This window comes from Mangrovicoccus algicola (assembly GCF_014903745.1).
Lineage (GTDB): Bacteria > Pseudomonadota > Alphaproteobacteria > Rhodobacterales > Rhodobacteraceae > Mangrovicoccus > Mangrovicoccus algicola.
This window is the reverse complement of record NZ_JACVXA010000003.1, coordinates 1-20,163: the sequence shown is the minus strand read 5'-3', so window position 1 is coordinate 20,163 and position 20,163 is coordinate 1. Positions and strand designations below refer to the sequence as shown.

The window sequence follows — 20,163 nt, the reverse complement described above, 5'->3', positions numbered from 1 at the left end:
GGCGGGGGGCGGCGCCCCCCGCGGTCGCGCGGATCCGGCTCAGTAGAGGACGTTCTGCGCGGTGTCGGTGTCGATGTTGTCCTTGTCGACCAGCACCACGCCGGTATTGACGAAGGGCTCCACCGCGTCATCGCCGAGGATGCGGATGATCGTCTCGATCCCCTTCTCGCCCATGGCGAAGGATCCCTGCACCGCCGTCGCGTCCAGCACCCCGTCGCGGACGAATTGCTGAAGATCGGCATTGCCGTCGAAGCCGAGCGCGACCAGCTGCCCCGCCTTGCCCGCCTGAACGATGGCGCGGCCCATGCCGACCGCGGTGGGTTCATTGGCCCCGAAAATGCCCACCAGGTCGGGATTGGCGGCCAGGATGTCGGTGGTCTGGTTCAGCGCGTTGGCCATCTGGCTCTGCGAATAGAACGGCCCGACGATCTCGAGCTGGGAATTGGCCGCGAGGTAGTCGGAGAAGCACCCGACCCGCCCGATCTCCGAGCCCACGCCCGCCACATAGGACATGATCGCGACCTTGCCCTCCGTGCCGGCCTTCTCGATCATCCGCTTGGCGACTTCCTCGCCCGCGGCGCAGTTGTCGGTCGACAGGAAGGACTGGTAGGTGCCCTCGGCGCTGTCGGCCAGGGCGCTGTCGATGATGACGACGGGGATGGCGGCCTCGTAGGCGCGCTTGACCGCCGGGGCCAGCGCCTCGGGATCCGACGGCGCCAGGACGATGCCCGCGACGCCGCGATTGATCGCGTTCTCCACCAGGTTCACCTGGTCGGCCACCGCGCTTTCGGTGGCGGGGCCGTCGAAGGTGAAGCTGTGCTCGCCCTGGGCGGCGATGGCGGCCTCGGCGCCGCGATTGACGTTCTGCCAGAAATTCGAGCTGGTGGTCTTGACGATCACCGCGATTTCGCCCGCCTGCGCGAAGCCCGCGGCAAGGGCAAGTGTCGATGTCACAAGTGCAAGCTTGATCGGACGCATCTCATTCCTCCTCAGTAGAGACTGTTCCCTGTTCCGCCGCGCCCGGGCTTCTTGCGTCCCGGGGCGGGCCTTCCGCAGCCTCAGGGCCGGTTGCGGATATGGTCGATCCAGACCGCGGCGATCACGACGGCGCCGATGACGATCTGCTGGATGAAGGCCGACACCCCGGCCATGTTCAGGCCGTTGCGCAGGATGCCGATGATGAAGGCGCCGATCATCGTGCCGGGCACCGTGCCCACCCCGCCGGAGAGCGACGCGCCGCCGATCACCGCCGCCGCGATGGCGTCGAGTTCGTACATCACGCCCTCGCTGGGCTGGGCGGTCACCAGCCGCGACATCAGGACGATCCCCGCCAGCCCCGCCAGCGCGCCGGACATGGCATAGGCATAGAGCTTGGCGCGGTCGGTGCGCACGCCCGAGAGCCGCGCGGCCTCCTCGTTCGATCCGGTGGCATAGATGTGGCGGCCGATCTGGCGCCGGCGCAGCAGGTAGGCGGCGGCGATGGCCACGATCAGCAGCACGATGGCCGGGTAGGGGATGCCGGGAAAGATCACCTTGGGAAAGCCGTTGGGGCGCATTTCCACGATCCGGAACAGCGCGCCGTTGCCCAGCCGCCCGAAGGCCTCGCCCAGCTGCGAGATCGGCGCCGCCCCGGTCAGCTGCAGCGCCAGCCCCCGCGCCATCAGCATCATGCCCAGCGTGGCGACGAAGGGGGGGATGCGCATCCGCGTCACGATCAGCCCGTTGAGCGCGCCGCAGGCCGCGCCCACCGCCACGCCGAAGGCCATGCCGGGGCCGACCGGAACGCCGGCCTTGATCGCCATGCCCGAGGCCACGCCCGACAGCGCCAGCACGGAGCCGACGGACAGGTCGATGCCCCCGGTGATGATGACCATGGTCATGCCGATCCCAAGAAGCCCGATCACCGAGGTCTGCAGCAGGATCGTCAGCCCGTTATTGACCGAGAAGAAGGCCGGGCTGGCCAGGGCGAAGCCGAGGATCAGCAGGAACAGCGTCGCCAGCGCGGAAAGGCGGTGAAGCTTTGCCGCATCGGGCAGGAACTGAAAGGCGGCGGCGCGGCTGCGCCGCGCGCTCATGGCGGCGGGTCTGGATGCCAGGGTCATGCGCCTCCCTTTCGCACGATGTTTTTTATTATTTGATACATAAAAACGTGCTTTGATTCCCGTCAACGGTTTTTTATGATTTCGTACAAATACAGTCCGGCGCCCGGCGCGGGACAGCAGAAGGAGCAGATCATGGCGCGCAGCGACACGCGGTTCCGCGAGGCCTATAACCGGATCCTCGATTACTGCGGCGCGCTGCCGCCGGGATCCGTGATGCCCTCGGAGACGGGCCTGGCCGAGATTGCCGGGGTCAGCCGCACGATCATCCGCCGCTGCCTGGGCCGGATGGAAGAGACCGGGCTGCTGGCCTGGTCGGGGCGGGAGAAGCTGCTGCTGCGCGCGCCGCTGGCGGAGGACCGGATCGACCTCCTGCGCCCCGAGGGGGGGGCGGAGGATCTGGAACAGAGATTCCTCGACTGGGTGCTGCGTTTCGACGTGCCCGCGGGGACGGCGCTGTCGGTGGCCGAACTGTCGCGCCATTTCGATGTGCCGCAGCACGAGCTGAAGGAATTCCTCGCCGGGCTCAGCCGCTTCGGCCTGGTCTCGCGGCGGCCGCAGGGGGGGTGGATGCTGCTGGGCTTCACCCGCGATTTCGCCATCGAGCTGTCGGATTTCCGCTCGGTGCTGGAACTCGACGCGGTGGCGCGGCTGGCGGAGGCGCCGGTCGATCACCCGGTCTGGGCCGAGCTGGCTGAGCTGCGGGCGGCGCATCTGCGCCTGCGCGCCGCGATCGAGACCGATTTCCACGCCTTCTCGAAGCTGGACGAGCGGTTCCACCAGGCGCTGAACTCGGTCGTCACCAATCGGTTCACCGCCGAGTTCCAGAAGGTCATCTCGCTGATCTTCCACTATCATTTCATGTGGGACAAGACCGAGGAGAAAACCCGCAACGCCGCCGCGATCGAGGAGCACCTGGAGATCATCGATGCGCTGGAGGCGCGCGACGCCCCGGCCGCGCAGGCGGCGGCGGGGCGGCATCTGCGCACCTCCAAGACGACGCTGCTGTCTTCGCTGCGCCATCACGAACTGGCCTGAGGTTCAGGCCAGCGCCGCCTCCGCGCCCGCAGGCATGGCGGTGGCAAGGGCGTCGAGATTGCGCCTGAGGCTGGCGGGCTTGGCCGTGCCCAGCAACACCGCGGCCGTTGCCGGATGGCGCATCGCGAAATGCAGCGCGGCGGTGGCCAGCGGCAGGCCCTGCGCCCCGGCGCGCGCCTGCAGATCCGCGACGCGCTCCAGCACCTCCCCCGGGGCGGGACCGTAATCATAGGTGGCGCCGGGGACGGGGCCGGTGGCGAGGATGCCGGAATTGAACACGCCCCCCAGCACCAGGCTGGTGCCCGCCGCGCGGCAGGCCGGGACCAGCGCCGCCTCGGCCGAGCGGTCCAGAAGCGTCAGCCGCCCGGCCAGAAGGATCACGTCCAGCGGACCCGCCTCGCGCATCACCTGCAGGCAGACCTCGTTCTCGTTCACCCCCAGCCCGAAGGCATGGATCCGCCCCTGTTCCTTCATCCGCCGCAGCCGCGCATAGCCCGAGCCGAGGAAAGCCTCCATATGCGCCTCATTGGCGGCGCCATGGGTATAGGCGCCGATATCGTGGACATAGAGGATGTCGACGCCGCTGCGCCCCAGCCGTTCGCAGCTCTGCTCCAGGCTTTCCTCGATCCCGTCGCCGGAATAGTCGTAGCGCATGTCGTTCTGCGCGGGGCGGACATAGCCGTCAGCCTCGGCAATGGGGCTGCGCGCGGGCGACAGCAGCCGCCCCACCTTGGTGGAGATCACCGCGCCGGGCTTGTCGGCCAGGAACCGGCCCAGCCGCATTTCCGACAGGCCGCGCCCGTAATGCGGTGCCGTGTCGAAATAGCGGATGCCCGCCTCCCATGCGGCGTCCAGCACGGCCTGCGCCTCTGCCTCCGTCACCTCGCGATACAGGTTGCCGATGCTCGCACAGCCGAAGGCGATCTCGCTCACCTCCAGTCCGGTGCGTCCGATATGGCGGGTCTTCATCCTGGCCTCCCTGCGCCCCTCCGGCGGAATTGCGGTTGACGGCGCCTCTGACGTGTACGTTATTATTTAGTACAAAGTGCTGGCAAGGGGGGAGTTGGCGTGATCGACGCGCATCAGCATTACTGGCGGATCGGCCGGGGGGATTACGGCTGGATGGATGACGGCGTGGCGGCGATCCGGCGCGACCTGCTGCCTGCGGATCTGGCGCCTTTGGCCCGTGCGGCGGGGGTGACGGGCACGGTGGCGGTGCAGGCGGCGCCCACGCTGGCGGAGACCGAGTTCCTGTTGTCGCTGGCCGATGCGACGCCGCAGATCCGCGCGGTGGTGGGCTGGGTCGACCTGGAGGGCGACGTGCCCGCGCAGCTGGCGCGGATCGCGCATCCGCGGCTGCGGGGGATCCGCCCCATGCTGCAGGATATCGTGGCGACGGACTGGATCCTGCACCCGCAGGTCCTGGCGGGGCTGGAGGCGGTGGCGGCGGCGGGTCTGCGGCTGGATGCGCTGGTCACGCCGCGCCATCTGGGGGTGATCGGCGATCTGGCGGCGCGGCTGCCCGATCTGCCGCTGGTGATCGACCATTGTGCCAAGCCGGTGTTCCGGGACGGCGATCCCGGCGATGACTGGCGCGGCGGCATGGCGGCGCTGGCGCGGCATCCCAGGGTCTTCTGCAAGCTCTCGGGACTGGCGACGGAATGGGGGCCGGGCTGGCAGGCGGAGGATTTCCGCCCCGTCTTCGACCATGTCCTGGCGTGTTTCGGGGCCGGGCGGGTGATGTGGGGCAGCGACTGGCCGGTGCTGCATCTGGCCGGCGATTACGGCGGCTGGCACCGGGCGGCACAGGCCCTGGCGGCGGATCTGTCCCCGGCGGAACGGCAGGCGCTGTTTTCCGGAACGGCGGCGCGGTTCTATGGCATCGGGGAGGCGTGAGATGCAGCGGATGGGAATGATGATCGGCCTGGCGCCGGAGCATGTGGCCGAATACCGGCGTCTTCATGCCGATGCCTGGCCTGCCGTGCTGGAGCGGCTGCGCGCCTCGAACATCACCAATTACTCGATCTTCCTGCGCGAACCCGAGATGGTGATGTTCGGCTACTGGGAATATCGCGGCACGGATTTCGCCGCGGACAGCGCCGCCATCGCCGCCGATCCGGTGACGCGGGACTGGTGGGCGGTCTGCGGGCCGATGCAGCGCCCGCTGGACAGCCGGGCGGAGGGCGAATGGTGGGCGCCGATGGAGGAGGTGTTCCACCTTGACTGACCCCTGTCCCTGCCTCCGCGAAAGGAGCCCCTGCCGATGAGCCTGCTGCCCGACCACCTGCATTACGCCGATGACCGGTTCCGCCGTCTCGTGCACCGCACCGCGCCGCTGGAACGGATCGCCGGCGGATTCACCTGGGTCGAGGGGCCGGTCTGGTTCGGCGACCATGGCTGCCTGCTGTTCAGCGACATTCCCTCCGAACGGGTGATGCGCTGGAGCGAGGCGGACGGGGTCAGCCTGTTCCGCGGCGCCTCGGGCTTCGCCAATGGCCATACCCGCGACCGGCAGGGGCGGCTGGTCTCCTGCCGCCACGGGAGCCGCGACGTGGCCCGGACCGAACCCGACGGGCGCATCACCGTGCTGGCCGACAGCCACGGGGGGCGACGGCTGAATTCGCCCAATGACCTGGTGGTCGCCTCCGACGGCGCCGTGTGGTTCACCGATCCGACCTATGGCATCCTGTCGAGCTTCGAGGGCTACCGCGCGGAGCCCGAGCAGCCGGGCCGCCATGTCTACCGCATTGCCCCGGATGGTGCGGTTGAGGCGATGATCACCGATTTCACCCAGCCCAACGGCCTTGCCTTCTCGCCCGATGAAAGCCTTCTCTATGTCGCCGAGAGCGGGCGCAGCCATGATCCCTCCGTCGCGCCGGTGATCCGGCGGTTCCGCATGACGGCGGCGGGGCCGGTCGATGACGGCATCGCCTGCGAGGTCGATGCGGGCTTCCCCGACGGGTTCCGGGTGGATGCCGAGGGCAATCTGTGGACCTCCGCGCTGGACGGGGTGCAGTGCTTCGCCCCCGACGGGGACCTGCTGGGCAAGGTCCTGGTGCCCGAGAGGGTATCGAACCTGGCCTTCGGCGGGCCGCGGGGGCGGACGCTGTTCATCACCGCGACGACCGGCGTCTATCGCCTTTTCGTCGATGCGCAGGGGGCGGAGCCCTGGTGCCGCGGCGCCCGGCCCTGAGGCCGGGGCAGGGCGGGGCTCAGCCGCGCAGGGCCGGCAGGCCCACCCCCGTCGCCTGGAACCCGCCATCCGAGGCAATGGTCTGGCCGGTGACATAGCTGGCCGCCTCCGAGCAGAGGAAGGTGATGACCGAGGCGATTTCGTCCTCCGAGCCGTAGCGGTTCAGCGGGATCGCGTCGTGATAGGCGGCGATGATCTGCGGCGAATGCACCGCCATGGCCAGCTTGGTGCGCACCGGGCCGGGCGCCACGCAATTGGCGCGGATGCCGTATTCGCCCAGCTCGGCGGCCTGCTGCATGGTCAGGTGGATCACCGCCGCCTTGGAGGTGCCGTAGGCCACGCGCAGGGTCGAGGCGCGCAGCCCCGAGATCGAGGCGATGTTGACGATCGCGCCCCGCGTTTCGCGCAGATGCGGGATCGCCGCCTGCGAACACAGGAACACGCCGTCGAGGTTGGTCGCCATCACCTCGCGCCAGCGGGCGAAATCCGTGGCCTCGATCGGGCCGAAATCGGCGACGCCCGCATTGTTGACCAGCGCGTCGATCCGCCCGAAGGCGCCCGCCGCCTCGGCGGTCATCGCCGCCACCGCATCGGGATCCGACACGTCGCAGACCACCGGCAGCACGCCGTCGAGCCCTTCGGCCGCCTCCGCCAGGGCCGCCGCGTCGCGGTCGATCATCGCCACGCGGTGCCCCCGGGCCAGGAATTGCCGCGTGGTGGCCAGGCCGATGCCGCGCGCGGCGCCGGTGACGATGGCTGTTTTCTGGGTCATGCGCCCGTCCTCAGTCTGCGGCCCCGAGCAGGGCCAGGGAAAGCTGCGGCACCAGCCCGATCACCGCCAGCCCCGCGAGGCTGACCAGCAGGAAGGGCAGGGCCCCGCGGGCGATGCGCTCGATCGGCAGGCGGGTGACATTGGCCGCGACATAGAGGTTGATGCCCACCGGCGGGGTGATCAGCCCGATGGCCAGGTTGACCATGACCAGCACCCCGAACCAGACCGGGTTCCAGGCCAGTTCATGCACCACCGGCATGAAGATCGGCAGGCAGATGAACATCACCGTGACCGCGTCCATGAACATCCCGGCGATCAGCAGGATCGCCATGATGACCAGCAGGATCACCGCCTCGTTGCCCGACAGGCCCAGCAGCGCGCCGGAATAGCTGCCCACCAGGTCCTCGACCGTCACCACCCAGCCGAAGAGGCTGGCATAGGCGACCACCAGCATCACCGTCGCCGAGGAGGCCGCCGCATCGCCGAGCGACCGGTAGAGCCCCGCGATGGTCAGCGTGCGGTAGACCAGCCCGCCCACCAGCAGGGCATAGACCGTCGCCACCAGCGCCGCCTCGGTGGGGGTGAAGATGCCCGAATAGATGCCGCCCAGGATCACCACGGGGGTCATCAGCCCCCAGAAGCTTTCGCGGAAGGACAGCCATAGCCTGCGGCCATAGGGCCGGTCGGCATGGGGCATGGGGCTCAGCCGCTCCAGCGCCGCCCGCCCCGTCCCGCGCGGCTTGGCGAAGGGCAGCGTCACCAGCATGGTCAGCCCCATGAACAGCCCCGGCAGGATCGCGGCCAGGAACAGCTGGGAAATCGAGGTCTCGGCGATCACCCCGTAGATCACCAGCCCGATCGAGGGCGGGATGACGATGGACAGCGCCGCGCCGGTGCAGACCAGCCCGGCGGCATAGGCGCGCGGATAGCCGTCCTCCTCCATCCCCTTGATGATCATCGGCCCGATCGCCGCGACCGAGGCCGGGCCCGAGCCGCTGACCGCGCCCCAGAACAGGCAGACCACGGTGCCGACGACGCCCATCCCGCCCGGCGTGCCGCCGATCAGCACGCGGAAGAACCGGATCATCCGCTCGGCGATGCCCAGCGATCCCATCAGCGTGCCCGCCAGGATGAAGAACGGGATCGCCAGCAGGGAGAACTTGGTGATGCCGGTGGCGATCAGGTCGCCCGCCAGCTCCAGCCCGAAGCCCATCTGCCACATCGCGTAGATCGCCGAGAGCCCTAGCGAGAAGGCCACCGGCACGCGCAGCGCCAGGAGCAGGAAGAACAGGATCACCATCTCGGTGCCCGCGGGAAGTCCGGGGATCAGGTCATGCATCGGGGATCACCTCGTCGCCGGCGCGGCCCTGCCAGACCTCATGCGCGTGCTGCAGGTAGCGGATCAGCACCAGCGCAAAGCCGAAGGGCACCGCCGCCTGGTAGTACCAGGCCGGGATCTGCAGCCCGTAGGAGCGCATGCCGTTGCCCATCAGGTTGGTCATCGCCTGCCAGGAGAACCAGGCCGACATCGCCAGGAGCAGGGCGGAGGCCAGTACCGACAGGACCAGCACGGCGCGCTGTGCCGCAGGCGGCAGCAGGTCATGGACCAGCCCCACGGCCAGATGCTCGCCGCGCCGCGCCGCGATCGCCGCGCCGAAGACGGTCAGCAGCAGGAAGCCGTTGGTCAGCAGCTCCTCCGTGGCGGCCAGCGAGTAATGCGTGCCGTAGCGCACGACCACATTGGCAAAGCCGAGAAACGTCATGGCCAGGAAGAGCACCGCGCAGATGATCTTCTCGGCCTCGCGCAAGATGAAGGCCATGGCCCCTCCGGATGCTCGACAGGCAGGCGGGGGCCGCCCGGGGCGCCCCCGCCTGCGGGGGTTCAGTTCGCGCCGTCGATGGCGGTCTGGAAGGACTGGACCAGCTCGGGGCCGACCTTGGCCGCCCAGGCGTCGAAGGCGGGCTGGGTCGCCTCCTTGAAGGCGGCCAGTTCCTCGGCGGAGGGTTCATGCACCTCCATGCCCTTCTCGCGCAGGAACTCGATGCCCGAGGCGGTGGCCTCGCGGCTGATCTGGCGCTGCCACGCCATGGCCTCCTGGGCCGCCGCGCGCAGCTTCTGCTGCGTCTCGGCGTCGTAGCCGTCCCATTTCTTCTGGCTGATGCCCAGGAAGATCGGGTCGTACGAGTAATGCCAGGTCGTCATGTATTTCTGCATCTCGTAGACCTGCTGCGGGATGATCACCGCGCCGATCGGGTTTTCCTGCCCGTCGACCACGCCCTGCTGCAGCGCGGTGAGGGTCTCGGACCACTGCATCTGCTGCGGATTGGCGCCGAGCGCGTTCATCACGTCGATATACATCGGCCCCGCGACGCGCATGTTGAGGCCCTTCATGTCCTCGGGCGCCTGGATCGGGCGGAGATTGTTGGTGACCTCGCGGAACCCGTTCTCGCCCCAGGCCAGGACGATGATGCCCTTCTCGGCCAGGATGCCGGCCAGGGTCTCGCCCGGCGCGCCCTGGGTGGTGGCGTCGACCTGGTCGTAATCGGCATAGAGATAGGGCAGCGAGAAGGCGGCCATCTCGGGCACCAGCGGCGTGACGTTGATCGCCGAGGTCACCACCAGGTCCAGCGCGCCGCGCCCGACCATCTCGGCCTGGCGCATCTGGTCGCCGCCTGCCAGCTGGGCGTTGGGGAAAACCCGCACCTCGATCTCACCGCCCGTGGCCTCCGAGATCAGCTCGCCGAATTTCTCGGCGCCCTTCTGCCAGGTGGTGGTGTCGCCCGTGTTCTGCGACAGGCGCAGGGTTTCCGCCCCTGCCGTGCCGATCATCACCGCCCCTGCGAGCACGGTGGCCAGGGCGGTGCCGCCCAGTTTCGCGAAAGTCATTCTGTCCTCCCAGACTCCTCGGTCGCGGCCGCTCCGGCAATGGGGGCGGGGTCGCGGAAGCGGTTAGTTGCCACGGGACGGGGGAACTTGCAATATTGTGAAACGAACAAATTGGGGCGGAGCAATTTCCCGAAGATCCCCCCGCCCCCGGCGCTCAGCCGCGTTCGGGCAGCAGCGCGGTCAGCAGCCCCAGAAGCAGCAGCAGCGGCAAGAGCGCGAAAACCTGCTCCATCCCGATCCGGTCGGCCAGCGCCCCCAGCGCCGCCGCCCCCAGCGCGCCGATCCCGAAGGCGAAGCCGAAGACGAAGCCCGCGACCATGCCGACCCGGTGCGGCATCAGCTCCTGGGCATAGACCACGATCGCCGAGAAGGCCGAGGACAGCACCAGCCCCACCGCGATGCTCAGCGCCACCGCCCCCCAGAGCGAGGCGAAGGGCAGGGCGGCCGCGAAGGGCAGCGCGCCGAGAATCGAGCCCCAGATGACCCGCTTGCGCCCGATCCGGTCGCCCAGCGGCCCGCCGGCGAAGGTGCCGAAGGCCACCGCGGCCAGGAACACGAACAACAGCCCCTGCGCCGCGCCGATGCCCAGCCCGAAGCGTTCGATCAGGAAGAAGGCGTAATAGGCCTTGAAGGTCTCGACATAGACGAACTTGCTCAGCAGCAGCGCGCCGATCACCGCGAAGGACAGGATCAGCCGGGCGCGCGGCAGGGCGGGGGCGGCGGCCCCCGCGGTTCCGGCGGCGCGGATGGTGGCGTGATGCTGAACGACCCAACCCCCCACCCGCAGCAGGACCATGACCGAGGCGACGGCCAGCAACCCGAACCAGACGGTGCTGGCCTGTCCCAGCGGCAGCACGATCATCGCCGCCGCCAGCGGCCCCAGCGCGGTCCCGGCATTGCCGCCGACCTGGAAGCTGGACTGCGCCAGCCCGTAGCGCCCGCCCGAGGCCATGCGGCAGATCCGCGAGGCCTCGGGATGAAACAGCGCCGAGCCGATCCCCAGCACGGTGGCCGCCAGCAGAAGCAGCGCGAAGGACCCCGCGACGGCCAGCAGGACGACCCCCGCGGCGACCACCGCCATGGAGAGCGCCAGCATCCGCGGCTTGGGCCGCAGGTCGCCATAAAGCCCCAGGACGGGCTGGAGGACGCAGGCGGTGATCTGCTGCGCCAGGGTCAGCAGCCCCAGCTGGAAATAGCTCAGCCCGTATTGCGGCTTCAGCACCGGATAGAGCGCGGGAAGGAGGAACTGGATCAGGTCATTGACCAGGTGCGACCCGCTCACCGCCAGGATGACGGGAAACGAGACGGGAAGAAGGCGCGGCGGCTGGGCGATCATGGCGGGTCCCGGTCTGGGCGCCGGCTGCGGCCGGGAGTGGTGCGGCAGCGCTGCGGGCGCGGGGTGGAATCAGCGGTGGTGTCGCCGCGCAGACTGCCTTGTTCCGCGGGGGCTTTCGCGCCAGAACGACCGCTGCGAGACTGTAGGAAATCTATCGGGTGAGGAAACCATCGATGCGCCGGACCCTGCCGCCGCTGAACGCGCTGCGCAGCTTCGAGGCCGCCGGGCGGCGGCTGAGCTTCCGCGCCGCCTCCGAGGAGCTGGGCGTCACACAGGGCGCGGTCGCCCAGCAGGTGCGCCTGCTGGAGGATCACCTGGGGCTGGCACTGTTCCGGCGGCTGCCGCGCGGGCTGGCGCTCAGCGCCGAGGGTGCTGCCTATCATGCCGAGATCGTCCGGGCCTTCGACATCCTGCGCCGCGCCACCGGCGAGGTGGCGGGCCGCGCCGGGGTGGTGACGATCAGCGTCACGCCGACCTTCGCCGCGCGGCTGCTGATCCCGGCGCTGCCCTCGCTGGCCGCGGCGCTGCCGGGGATCGACCTGCGCACGCTGGCCACGGTGGCGGTGTCGGATCTCGACCGCGACCAGGTCGATATCGCCATCCGCGAGACGCGCCCGCCCTTTCCCGCCGCGCTGGAGGCGCGGTTCCTGTTCCGGCAGGACCTGGTGCTGGTGGCCAGCCCGCATCTCCTGGGGGACCGCGTTGCGCCGCTGGACCCCGCCGACATCGCTGCGCTGCCGCTGCTGCATGATGCCTATGACCACTGGACCCGCTGGTTCGGACGCCCGGGCAAGCGGCCCGGCGCGGTGTTCAACCAGGTGTCGCTGGCGCTGGACGCGGCGCTGGCCGGGCAGGGCGTGGCGATTGCCTCCCGCGCTTTCGTGCGGGCCGATATCGCGGCCGGGCGGCTGATCGATCTGGGCCCGGCCGGGTATGACACGGGCGCCGATTACTACCTTCTGCGCAGGCGCGGCGCCCCGCCCCGGCCGGCCGCGCAGGCGGTCTGGGACTGGTGCCATTCCGCCTTTGCCGCGCCGCCGGAGTGACGCATCCGGGCCGCGTCCCGGGACCGGCGCGACACGCCTCCGGCGGCGGCGGTCGATCAGCCCCGCAGGCTCACGCGGATCGTGCAGCCCCGGGCGGTCCCGGCGAGACAGGCATCGCCGCCATGGGCGCGGGCGATGTCGCGCACGATGGCCAGGCCAAGCCCGGCGCCGGGGCCGCTGCCCGGCGCGGCGCGGAAGAACCGGTCGAACACCCGCTCGCGCAGGGCGGGCGCGATGCCCGGGCCGCGATCGGCGACCTCCAGCACCGCCTCGCCGGAGCAGAAGCGCAGGGTCACGGCGATCCACCCGCCCGCGCCGCCATGGGCGACGGCATTCTCCAGAAGGTTGGTCAGCATCTCGCCCAGCATCACCGGATCGGCCGTGACGGGGCGGGGATCGCCGTCGATATCGAAGCTCACGTCGATCCCGCGGGAGAGGGCGCCGGCGGCGAAATCGCGCGTCGTCGCGGCCATCAGCGCGGCCAGGTCGACCGGTTCGGCCATCGAGCGCAATTCCCGCCCGCGCACGCGTTCCTGGGACAGAAGCTGGTTGACCAGCCGCCCGGCGGCGCGCGCGGCCTCGGCCAGGGCGGCGACGCGCTGGCGCAGCCGCGCCTCGTCGGGGGCGGTCAGGCAGGCCTCGGCCCGGGCCTGGATCGCGGCGACGGGAGTGCGGATCTGATGGGCGCTGTCGGAGATGAAGGCGTCGCGCAGCACGAAGGCGCGGTCGAGCCGGGCGAAGAGCCCGTTCATCGCGGCCACCAGCGTCGACAGCTCGGCCGGGACCGCGCGGCGGATCGGCTGGAGGTCCTGCGGGCTGCGGGCGAGGATCGCCTCCTCCAGCCGCCGCAGCGGGCGCAGACCCGAATGGATGCCGAACCACAGCAGGGCGGCCGCCGCGGCGAGGATCGCGGCGAACTGGATCGCGGTCTGGCCCAGCAGCTCCATGCTCAGCGCGCGGCGCTGGTTGACGGTGGTCCAGACCTCGACCGTCACCACCCCGTCCAGCGGCCGGTCATGCATCGCCTCGCTGATCGACAGCACCCGCACCGGCATGGCGCCCACGCGGCTGTCATAGACCTGCGGCTCGCCCGGCGCGGCGGCGGCCAGCGCGGCGGGGCGCGGCGGGGCGTCGGAATAGCCGGTGATCCAGGCGCCGTCCGGTCCGACGATGCGGTAATACAGCGTGTCGCCGAGCGCGCCGGTCAGGCTGGTCAGCAGCTGGGTCTTCAGCATGTCCCCTTCCGAGATCATCACATCGCGCGAGATCGTCAGCGCGACGGTCAGCAGGGTGTTGTCGTAGACCCGCTGCGACAGGCCGGCGAACTGGTGATAGCGGATCGCGGCGGATCCCAGCGTGATCAGGATCAGCGGCCCGATGATGGTCAGGAACAGCCGCCGCCGCAGGCTGCCCGAGACGGTGGCGCCGGGGGCGCTCATCGCGCAGCCGCATCCAGCATGTAGCCCAGCCCCCGCGCCGTGCGGATGACCACGCCCGAACCCTCCAGCTTGCGCCGCAGCCGCGACACCAGCAGGTCCAGCGCATTGGTTTCGACATCCGCGCCGGTGCCGTAGAGCGTGTCGGCGATCCGTTCGCGCGGCACGACGCGCCCGCGATGCGCCAGCAGGCATTCGAACAGCGCCAATTCGCGCCGGGGCAGGGCGAGGGACCCGTCCGGCCCGTCCAGCCGGCGGCTGGCGCGGTCGAAGCGCAGCATGCCCAGCTGCTCCACCGGGTCCGAGACCTGCCGCCCGCGCCGCCCCAGCGCCCGGATCCGGGCGATCAGCTCGGCCATCTCGAAGGGTTTCACCAGGTAGTCGTCGGCGCCGGCCTCCAGCCCTCCGACCCGGTCCGAGGTGCGGCCCATCGCGGTCAGCACCAGCACCGGCACCGGGTTGCCCGCCGCGCGCAGCCCGCGCAGGATCTCCAGCCCGTGGCGGCCGGGCAGGTTCAGGTCCAGCACCGCGACATCGGCGCCCTCGGCGGCGAGGAAGGCCGCGCCCTCCGCCCCGTCGGCCAGCCAGTCGACGCCGAATCCGTGATCCTCCAGCGAATCCCGGATCGCCCCGGCGAGCCCTTCATTATCCTCGATCAGCGTGACGCGCATTTTTCCTCTCCCGGACAGGTTCTGGACAGGTGGCTGCCCTATGGTGGCCCCGGGGAGACAGGCGGTGCTGGAGACACGCCCGATCCCTATGGCAGAACCGGCCATGACGGAAATGCAATTTCGCTCTGGGAGGAGAGAATCGCAATGACGACCGGAATTTCGCGTCGCGGGGCCCTCGGGCTCGCGGCCATGGCGCCCCTTGTCCTGATGGCGGGGCCGGGGGCGGCGGATGACTTCTCGGGGGGCAAGATCGACTGGCTCGTGCCCTTCTCGCCCGGCGGCGGCTCGGGCACGATCGCGCAGTTCGAGGCGCCGATCCTGACCAAGTACCTGCCCGGCAATCCGGTGATCTCGCTGACCTACGAACCGGGCGGCGGCTCGATCAAGGGGGCGAACCTCTTCGCGCTGCGCGCCAAGCCGACGGGGCGCGAATGGCTGATCACCTCGGCCTCGACGCAGTTCCCCTACCTGCTGCAGGATCCGCGGGTCAAATACGAGTATCAGGACTGGCGCATCGTCTCGGCGGCGCCCACCGGCGGGATCGTCTTCGTACGCCCCGAATCCGGCGTGACCGGGCCGGGGGACATCGCCAAGCTGGAGGGGAGCAAGCTGACCTATGGCAGCCAGGGGGCGACCTCGCTCGACCTCGTGCCGCTGCTGGGATTCCGCCTGCTGGGGCTCGACGTGCAGCATGTCTTCGGCTTCAAGGCCCGCGCCGATGCGCGGCTGGCCTTCGAGCGCGGCGAGATCACCATCGATTACCAGACGACCTCGGCCTATATCCAGAACGTCCAGCCGCTGGTCGATGCGGGCGAGGCGGTGCCGATCTTCACCTGGGGGATGATGGATGGCGAGGGCAACCTGGTGCGCGATCCCAACTATCCCGACCTTCCGCATTTCGGCGAGGTCTACGAGATGCTGCATGGCGAACCGCCGGCGGGCCCGGAATTCGACGCCTACATGGCCTTCTTCACCGCGGGCTTCCCGGCGCAGAAGATGATCTTCGTGCCCAGGGACACGCCCGACGAGGTGGTCGACACGCTGGTCGCCGGGTTCGAGGCGATGAAGGACGATCCCGATTACCAGGCCAACCGCGCCGACGTTCTGGGCAATTACGACCAGGTGAACGGCAGGGCGGCCGAGGCGCTGTTCCGCAAGGGCACGACCATCTCGGAGGAGCACCGCAAGGCCGTCGTCTCGCTGCTGGCCGAGGAATACGGCGTCCGCCTGGGCGAATAGCGCCCGGGCACGACCGGGCAGGCGGCGCTCCCGATGCCGCCTGTCCGCCCATCCCCCCCTGAAAAACCTGTCGGAGAGTTCCCGTGGCAGAAACCCTGCTGGCTGCGCTGGCGGCCCTGTTCACCGTCCAGCACCTGTTCTTCATGCTCCTGGGCGTCTCGCTCGGGCTGGTCATCGGGGTGATCCCCGGGCTGGGCGGCATTGCCGGGCTGTCGCTTCTGATGCCGTTCCTCTACGGGATGGACCAGATCTCGGCGCTGGCCATGCTGGTCGGGCTGGTCGCGGTGATCCCGACATCCGACACCTTCGCCTCGGTGCTGATGGGGATCCCCGGATCGACCGCCAGCCAGGCCACCGTGCTTGACGGATTCCCGCTGGCGCGCAGGGGCGAGGCGGCGCGGGCGCTGTCGGCGGCCTTCGTCTCCTCGATGATGGGGGGCGTCTTCGGGGCGGTGGTGCTGACCGGCTTCGTCGTCATCGCCCGGCCGCTGGTGCTGATGTTCGGCGCGCCGGAGCTGTTCATGCTGGCGGTGTTCGGCCTGTCGATGGTCGCGGCCCTGGCGGGGCGCAGCCTGGCCAAGGGGCTGGCGGCGGCGGCGCTCGGCCTGCTGATCGGCGCGATGGGAGGGGCGCCCTCGACCGGCGAGTTCCGCATGACCTTCGGCACCGGCTATCTCTATGACGGGGTGCCGCTTGTCGTGGTGGCGCTCGGCCTCTTCGCGGTGCCCGAGATCGCCGATCTGCTGCGCGGCGGCGGCGCCATCTCGCAGAGCGCCACGCTGGGCAAGGGGTGGCGGCGCGGTGTCCTCGACTGGTGGGGCAACCTGTGGCTGTCGCTGCGCTGCGCGGGCATGGGCTGCATGATCGGGGCGGTCCCGGGGCTGGGCGGCGCGGTGGTCGACTGGATGGCCTATGGCCACGCGGTGCAGACGGTGAAGGCGCCCAAGAGCTTCGGCCAGGGCGACATCCGCGGGGTGATCGCGCCGGAAAGCGCCAATAACGCGATGCAGGGGGGCGCGATGCTGCCCACCGTGCTGTTCGGCATCCCCGGATCGGGGGCGATGGCGGTGTTCCTGGCCGGGCTGGTGCTGCTGGGCATCGATCCGGGGCCGGGCATGGTGACGCGCGATCTGGACATCACCTATTCGCTGATCTGGTCGCTGGCCATCGCCAATGTCATGGGGGCGGGGATCTGCCTCGGCCTGGCGGCGCCGATCGCGCGGCTGACGCGCATCCCCTTCCCGCTGCTGGCGCCCTTCATGATGGTGGTGATGTGCTTTGCCGCCTTCCAGGCGACGCGCGATATCGGCGACCTGCTGGCGCTGCTGGCCCTCGGCGTCGCGGGGATCCTGATGAAACGCTTCGGCTGGCCGCGCCCGGCGGTGCTGATCGGCTTCGTGCTGGCCTCCCAGACCGAGACCTATTTCTACCAGTCGCTGCAATTCCACGGCTGGGCCTTTCTCCTGGATCCCGGGGTGCTGGTGATCGGCGCGCTGGCGGCGGCCTCTGTCCGGGTCGGGCTGAGGAACCGCATCGACGAGCATGGCGCGGCCGATCCGCAGGAGGCCCCGGCTTCCGCCGGGGCGGGACGGCGCGGGCGGGGGCCGCAGATCCTCTTCGCGCTGGCCGTCGCGGGGTTCCTCGGGATCGGCCTCGCCGATGCGCTGGGGCAGAGCTTTCTCGGCGGGGTCTTCCCGGCCACGGTCACGCTGCTGGGACTGGCCATGACGGGGCTTCTGCTGTGGCAGCTGATCCGCGGCGGCGCGGGACATCCGGCGCATCTGGATGCCGAGGCGGGCGGCGCCGGGCCGCCGGTCTGGGGCGGGGTCGCCTGGATCGCCGCGCTGATCGCGGGCTCGGCGCTGGCGGGATTCTTCGCCGCGATGCTGGTCTTCCTGCCGCTCTTCCTGATGCGCCGCGCCGGGACCGGGCCCGTCCGGGCGCTGGCCATGACCGCGGTCGCGGCCTGTGCGGTGGCGGGGCTGGCGGCGGCGCTGGGGCTGAATTTCCCCATGGGATGGCTGCAGGCCCATGCCGACCTGCCCTGGCCCTTCCGCTAGAGCGGCTCAGGGATCGCCGCGCGGGGGCATCAGCCAGCGCGCGGCGACCGGCGCGCCGAGGATCACCGTCACCATCCGCACCATGTGATGGACGATGACGAAGCCCAGATCCGCCCCGGTGACGATGGCCAGCACCGTCATCTCGGACTGGCCGCCGGGGGCGAAGGCGAGGAAGGCATCGACCGGCGGCGCCAGGCCCGCGAGGCTGACCACTTCGGTGAACAGTGCCGAGAGGATCGCCAGGATGCCGACATAAAGCGCCCCGGAGGCGACATAGCGGCGGATCTCGGCCAGGGTGACGCCGACATAATGCACGCCGATGCCCAGCCCGATGAAGAACTGCGCCGCCAGGATCGCCTCGCGCGGGGGGCGGTGATGCAGCAGCCCGCATTGCGCCAGGATCACCGTGGCGATCAGGGGACCGAGGATCGAGGCGCCGAACAGTCCCGCCCGCGCCGCCAGCTTCCAGCCGCCGAGCGCCGCCGCCGCCATCAGCGCCAGCTCGCCCGCGGGCAGCGACACGAAGGGCTCGCCCACCGGATTGTCCAGCCCGCGCCCGTAGAGATGCACGATCAGCACGGGCGCCAGCGTGACGATGAACAGCACCCGCGTCGCCTGGATCAGCGACAGCGCGCGCACATCGGCGCCCGCTTCCTGTCCGAAGACCACCATGTCCTGGAAGCCGCCGGGCATCGCGGCGTACCAGGCGGTCGGCGCGTCATAGCCCAGGCGGCGGAAGAAGGGCATGCCGATCAGCCCGATCAGCGCCACGAAGACCGGCACCAGCGCGACGGAGACCGCCATCGAGGGCAGCATGCCCACCACTTCGGGCGTGATCGCCGCGCCCGCGGCGACACCGAGGATGGTGCGCGCCCCGGCCGAGACCGCCCCCGGCCCCTTCAGGTCCTGCCCCGCCAGCGCCGCCGCGAGGCAGGCGGCGAGCGGCCCGAAGAGAAAGGGCAGCGGCATGCCCGCCCAGCGGAACAGCAGCGCCCCCCCGAGGCCGAGGGCCAGGGTCTTCAGGCGCAGGGCATGCAGGGTTTTCATCGCGGCCTCCATGGGATATGCGATGTGTATCCAACAGTATCCAGAAGGATGCAAGAGAGGGGAAGCCACGGGACATGACACAGGACCCCACGGAGCCGGTGCCGCCCTCCCAGGGGCAGGCGGCCTATCAGCGGCTGATCGGCGATATCCGTTCGGGCGCGCTCGCCCCCGGGGCGCGGCTGCGCGAGGTGGAGCTTGCCCGGCGGCTGGGCCTGTCCCGCACGCCCGTGCGCGAGGCGCTGCGGCTTCTGGAATCCGAGGGGCTGGTCGCGCATCTGCCGCGCCAGGGGGCCACGGTCCGGCAGCTCGATTACGCGGAGGTGGCCGAGCTCTACGAGATGCGCTCGGTGCTGGAAGGGACGGCGGCGCGGCTGGCGGCGCGGATCGCCTCGGAGGTGGAGCTGGAAGAGCTGGAAGTGCTGCAGGCCGGCGTGGAAGCGGCGCTTGGCGGCGGCGATGACCGGGCCAGTTCCGAGGCCAACCGGCGCTTCCATGCGGCGCTGCATGACGCGGCGCGCAACCGCTTCCTGACCGGGGCGATCCGCGGGCTGGAGAGGACCATGCTCATCCTCGGGCCCACGACACTGGGCGATCCCGAAAGGCAGCAGGGCGCAGCGGCGGAGCATCGCGCGATCCTGGCCGCGCTGCAGGCCCGCGACGGCGCCGCGGCCGAGGCGGCGATGCAGGCCCATATCCGCAACGCCCATCGCGCGCGCCTGCGCGGCCCGCGCCCCGGCCTGCCGGGCTGACGCGCCTCCGGGGACGCGGGCAGACATCGACCCGCCCCGCCGTGCAGGCGGGGCGGGCCACCGGGCGGGGCCGGGCTCAGACCTGGTCGTCGCCGGTGTCGAGCTCTGCCAGCAGGTCCGTCGCCGCGGCGATGTCTCCTTCCGCGAAGACGCCGCCTTCACCGAAGATCCCGCCGCTCAGACCGGCCGACGGGCCCTCTCCCCCGGTCAGGCCGCCGATCAGGTCCTGCTTCGCGTCGGCGAGCCCGCCGAGGAGTCCGTCCCCGCCGAAGGCCCCGTCCGCCGGGTCATGCCCCTCGCCGAGCAGTCCCCCCAGGAGCCCGTCCTCGCCGGTCAGCCCGTCCAGCGGATCTTCGCCGCCCCCGCCGGTGCCGCCGCCCAACACCCCGGTGCCGGTCAGGTCGCCGACCAGCCCGTCTGCGCCGGTCACGGCGCCGAGCGCGCCGTCATTGCCGACCAGATCGCCCAGCACCCCGTCGGAGCCGCTGATCTCGCCCAAAGCCCCGCCATTGCCGGTCAGATCGCCCAGCACCCCGCCATCGGCGATCACCGGATCCAGCAGCCCGGCCTCCGGCGAGACCGGCCCGTCA

Annotated in this window: 19 protein-coding genes and 1 pseudogene; 8 read left to right on the top strand and 12 right to left on the bottom strand. The window is 70.6% G+C overall.

All coding sequences use genetic code 11. The features are described from left to right. Positions 1–39 precede the first annotated feature (39 nt). Positions 40–978 (bottom strand): ABC transporter substrate-binding protein, encoded by a 939-nt coding sequence (locus tag ICN82_RS00910; RefSeq protein ID WP_193178948.1) that lies wholly within the window; start codon positions 976–978, stop codon positions 40–42. Between the two features lie 80 nt (positions 979–1,058). Beyond that, the gene (locus ICN82_RS00905) at positions 1,059–2,102 is read right to left on the bottom strand and encodes an ABC transporter permease (RefSeq protein ID WP_226898190.1); all 1,044 of its coding nucleotides are present in this window, start codon (positions 2,100–2,102) and stop codon (positions 1,059–1,061) included. 132 nt (positions 2,103–2,234) lie between these two features. Here ICN82_RS00905 and ICN82_RS00900 point away from each other — a divergent pair, with 132 nt between their 5' ends. Continuing rightward, entirely contained in the window at positions 2,235–3,137 is a 903-nt protein-coding gene (locus ICN82_RS00900; protein WP_193178947.1) for a GntR family transcriptional regulator, read from the top strand. Between the two features lie 3 nt (positions 3,138–3,140). Here ICN82_RS00900 and ICN82_RS00895 read toward each other — a convergent pair whose 3' ends face one another. After that, positions 3,141–4,106, bottom strand: coding sequence for an aldo/keto reductase (locus ICN82_RS00895; RefSeq protein WP_193178946.1), 966 nt, complete (start codon positions 4,104–4,106; stop codon positions 3,141–3,143). A 99-nt stretch (positions 4,107–4,205) separates the two neighbouring features. Here ICN82_RS00895 and ICN82_RS00890 point away from each other — a divergent pair, with 99 nt between their 5' ends. From ICN82_RS00890 to ICN82_RS00880, 3 genes are read left to right on the top strand one after another with little or no spacing between them, the layout of a single operon-like run. After that, complete coding sequence (locus ICN82_RS00890; RefSeq protein ID WP_193178945.1) at positions 4,206–5,033, top strand: amidohydrolase family protein; 828 nt, start codon at positions 4,206–4,208, stop codon at positions 5,031–5,033. A 1-nt stretch (position 5,034) separates the two neighbouring features. Next, on the top strand, positions 5,035–5,364 hold the full coding sequence (locus tag ICN82_RS00885) for an L-rhamnose mutarotase (protein WP_193178944.1): 330 nt from the start codon (positions 5,035–5,037) through the stop codon (positions 5,362–5,364). Between the two features lie 36 nt (positions 5,365–5,400). Further along, positions 5,401–6,330 (top strand): SMP-30/gluconolactonase/LRE family protein, encoded by a 930-nt coding sequence (locus ICN82_RS00880; protein WP_193178943.1) that lies wholly within the window; start codon positions 5,401–5,403, stop codon positions 6,328–6,330. 19 nt (positions 6,331–6,349) lie between these two features. Here the strand turns inward: ICN82_RS00880 and ICN82_RS00875 are convergent, their stop codons facing one another. The 5 genes from ICN82_RS00875 to ICN82_RS00855 form a co-directional block, all read right to left on the bottom strand. After that, positions 6,350–7,102 (bottom strand): SDR family NAD(P)-dependent oxidoreductase, encoded by a 753-nt coding sequence (locus ICN82_RS00875; protein WP_193178942.1) that lies wholly within the window; start codon positions 7,100–7,102, stop codon positions 6,350–6,352. 10 nt (positions 7,103–7,112) lie between these two features. Further along, positions 7,113–8,441, bottom strand: a complete 1,329-nt coding sequence (locus ICN82_RS00870; protein ID WP_193178941.1) for a TRAP transporter large permease — start codon at positions 8,439–8,441, stop codon at positions 7,113–7,115. Then, positions 8,434–8,922 (bottom strand): TRAP transporter small permease, encoded by a 489-nt coding sequence (locus tag ICN82_RS00865; RefSeq protein ID WP_193178940.1) that lies wholly within the window; start codon positions 8,920–8,922, stop codon positions 8,434–8,436. The genes ICN82_RS00870 and ICN82_RS00865 overlap by 8 nt, the downstream gene beginning before the upstream one ends. Positions 8,923–8,984: 62 nt before the next feature. After that, positions 8,985–9,989 carry a DctP family TRAP transporter solute-binding subunit gene (locus ICN82_RS00860; protein WP_193178939.1) on the bottom strand — a complete coding sequence of 335 codons (1,005 nt, stop codon included), beginning with the start codon at positions 9,987–9,989 and terminating at the stop codon, positions 8,985–8,987. 154 nt (positions 9,990–10,143) lie between these two features. Then, the gene (locus ICN82_RS00855; protein WP_193178938.1) at positions 10,144–11,325 is read right to left on the bottom strand and encodes an MFS transporter; all 1,182 of its coding nucleotides are present in this window, start codon (positions 11,323–11,325) and stop codon (positions 10,144–10,146) included. A gap of 173 nt (positions 11,326–11,498) precedes the next feature. Between ICN82_RS00855 and ICN82_RS00850 the strand changes: the two genes are divergently transcribed. Next, entirely contained in the window at positions 11,499–12,371 is an 873-nt protein-coding gene (locus ICN82_RS00850) for a LysR substrate-binding domain-containing protein (protein ID WP_193178937.1), read from the top strand. A gap of 56 nt (positions 12,372–12,427) precedes the next feature. On the opposite strand, the gene ICN82_RS00845 is transcribed toward ICN82_RS00850, so the two are convergent. Next, positions 12,428–13,810, bottom strand: a complete 1,383-nt coding sequence (locus ICN82_RS00845) for a sensor histidine kinase (RefSeq protein WP_193178936.1) — start codon at positions 13,808–13,810, stop codon at positions 12,428–12,430. Beyond that, positions 13,807–14,478 carry a response regulator transcription factor gene (locus ICN82_RS00840; RefSeq protein WP_193178935.1) on the bottom strand — a complete coding sequence of 224 codons (672 nt, stop codon included), beginning with the start codon at positions 14,476–14,478 and terminating at the stop codon, positions 13,807–13,809. Before ICN82_RS00840 ends, ICN82_RS00845 begins: the two co-directional genes overlap by 4 nt. A 144-nt stretch (positions 14,479–14,622) precedes the next feature. Here ICN82_RS00840 and ICN82_RS00835 point away from each other — a divergent pair, with 144 nt between their 5' ends. Together ICN82_RS00835 and ICN82_RS00830 are read left to right on the top strand one after the other, a co-directional pair. Beyond that, entirely contained in the window at positions 14,623–15,717 is a 1,095-nt protein-coding gene (locus ICN82_RS00835) for a Bug family tripartite tricarboxylate transporter substrate binding protein (protein ID WP_193178934.1), read from the top strand. Between the two features lie 143 nt (positions 15,718–15,860). Beyond that, positions 15,861–17,777, top strand: a complete 1,917-nt coding sequence (locus ICN82_RS00830; protein ID WP_226898202.1) for a tripartite tricarboxylate transporter permease — start codon at positions 15,861–15,863, stop codon at positions 17,775–17,777. A 6-nt stretch (positions 17,778–17,783) separates the two neighbouring features. Here the strand turns inward: ICN82_RS00830 and ICN82_RS00825 are convergent, their stop codons facing one another. Further along, positions 17,784–18,824 (bottom strand): AbrB family transcriptional regulator, encoded by a 1,041-nt coding sequence (locus ICN82_RS00825; protein ID WP_193178932.1) that lies wholly within the window; start codon positions 18,822–18,824, stop codon positions 17,784–17,786. A 74-nt stretch (positions 18,825–18,898) separates the two neighbouring features. Here ICN82_RS00825 and ICN82_RS00820 point away from each other — a divergent pair, with 74 nt between their 5' ends. Then, entirely contained in the window at positions 18,899–19,573 is a 675-nt protein-coding gene (locus ICN82_RS00820) for a GntR family transcriptional regulator (RefSeq protein WP_193178931.1), read from the top strand. A 76-nt stretch (positions 19,574–19,649) separates the two neighbouring features. On the opposite strand, the pseudogene ICN82_RS00815 reads toward ICN82_RS00820, so the two are convergent. Then, a pseudogene (locus ICN82_RS00815) lies at positions 19,650–20,163 on the bottom strand (hypothetical protein); the annotation flags it as partial.

Bases quoted from the DNA above. Each gene is read 5' to 3' on its own strand.
- ICN82_RS00910 (WP_193178948.1), bottom strand. From the start codon at position 978: ATGCGTCCGATCAAGCTTGCACTTGTGACATCGACACTTGCCCTTGCC.
- ICN82_RS00905 (WP_226898190.1), bottom strand. From the start codon at position 2,102: ATGACCCTGGCATCCAGACCCGCCGCCATGAGCGCGCGGCGCAGCCGC.
- ICN82_RS00900 (WP_193178947.1), top strand. From the start codon at position 2,235: ATGGCGCGCAGCGACACGCGGTTCCGCGAGGCCTATAACCGGATCCTC.
- ICN82_RS00895 (WP_193178946.1), bottom strand. From the start codon at position 4,106: ATGAAGACCCGCCATATCGGACGCACCGGACTGGAGGTGAGCGAGATC.
- ICN82_RS00885 (WP_193178944.1), top strand. From the start codon at position 5,035: ATGCAGCGGATGGGAATGATGATCGGCCTGGCGCCGGAGCATGTGGCC.
- ICN82_RS00880 (WP_193178943.1), top strand. From the start codon at position 5,401: ATGAGCCTGCTGCCCGACCACCTGCATTACGCCGATGACCGGTTCCGC.
- ICN82_RS00875 (WP_193178942.1), bottom strand. From the start codon at position 7,102: ATGACCCAGAAAACAGCCATCGTCACCGGCGCCGCGCGCGGCATCGGC.
- ICN82_RS00870 (WP_193178941.1), bottom strand. From the start codon at position 8,441: ATGCATGACCTGATCCCCGGACTTCCCGCGGGCACCGAGATGGTGATC.
- ICN82_RS00865 (WP_193178940.1), bottom strand. From the start codon at position 8,922: ATGGCCTTCATCTTGCGCGAGGCCGAGAAGATCATCTGCGCGGTGCTC.
- ICN82_RS00860 (WP_193178939.1), bottom strand. From the start codon at position 9,989: ATGACTTTCGCGAAACTGGGCGGCACCGCCCTGGCCACCGTGCTCGCA.
- ICN82_RS00855 (WP_193178938.1), bottom strand. From the start codon at position 11,325: ATGATCGCCCAGCCGCCGCGCCTTCTTCCCGTCTCGTTTCCCGTCATC.
- ICN82_RS00850 (WP_193178937.1), top strand. From the start codon at position 11,499: ATGCGCCGGACCCTGCCGCCGCTGAACGCGCTGCGCAGCTTCGAGGCC.
- ICN82_RS00845 (WP_193178936.1), bottom strand. From the start codon at position 13,810: ATGAGCGCCCCCGGCGCCACCGTCTCGGGCAGCCTGCGGCGGCGGCTG.
- ICN82_RS00840 (WP_193178935.1), bottom strand. From the start codon at position 14,478: ATGCGCGTCACGCTGATCGAGGATAATGAAGGGCTCGCCGGGGCGATC.
- ICN82_RS00835 (WP_193178934.1), top strand. From the start codon at position 14,623: ATGACGACCGGAATTTCGCGTCGCGGGGCCCTCGGGCTCGCGGCCATG.
- ICN82_RS00830 (WP_226898202.1), top strand. From the start codon at position 15,861: ATGCTCCTGGGCGTCTCGCTCGGGCTGGTCATCGGGGTGATCCCCGGG.
- ICN82_RS00825 (WP_193178932.1), bottom strand. From the start codon at position 18,824: ATGAAAACCCTGCATGCCCTGCGCCTGAAGACCCTGGCCCTCGGCCTC.
- ICN82_RS00820 (WP_193178931.1), top strand. From the start codon at position 18,899: ATGACACAGGACCCCACGGAGCCGGTGCCGCCCTCCCAGGGGCAGGCG.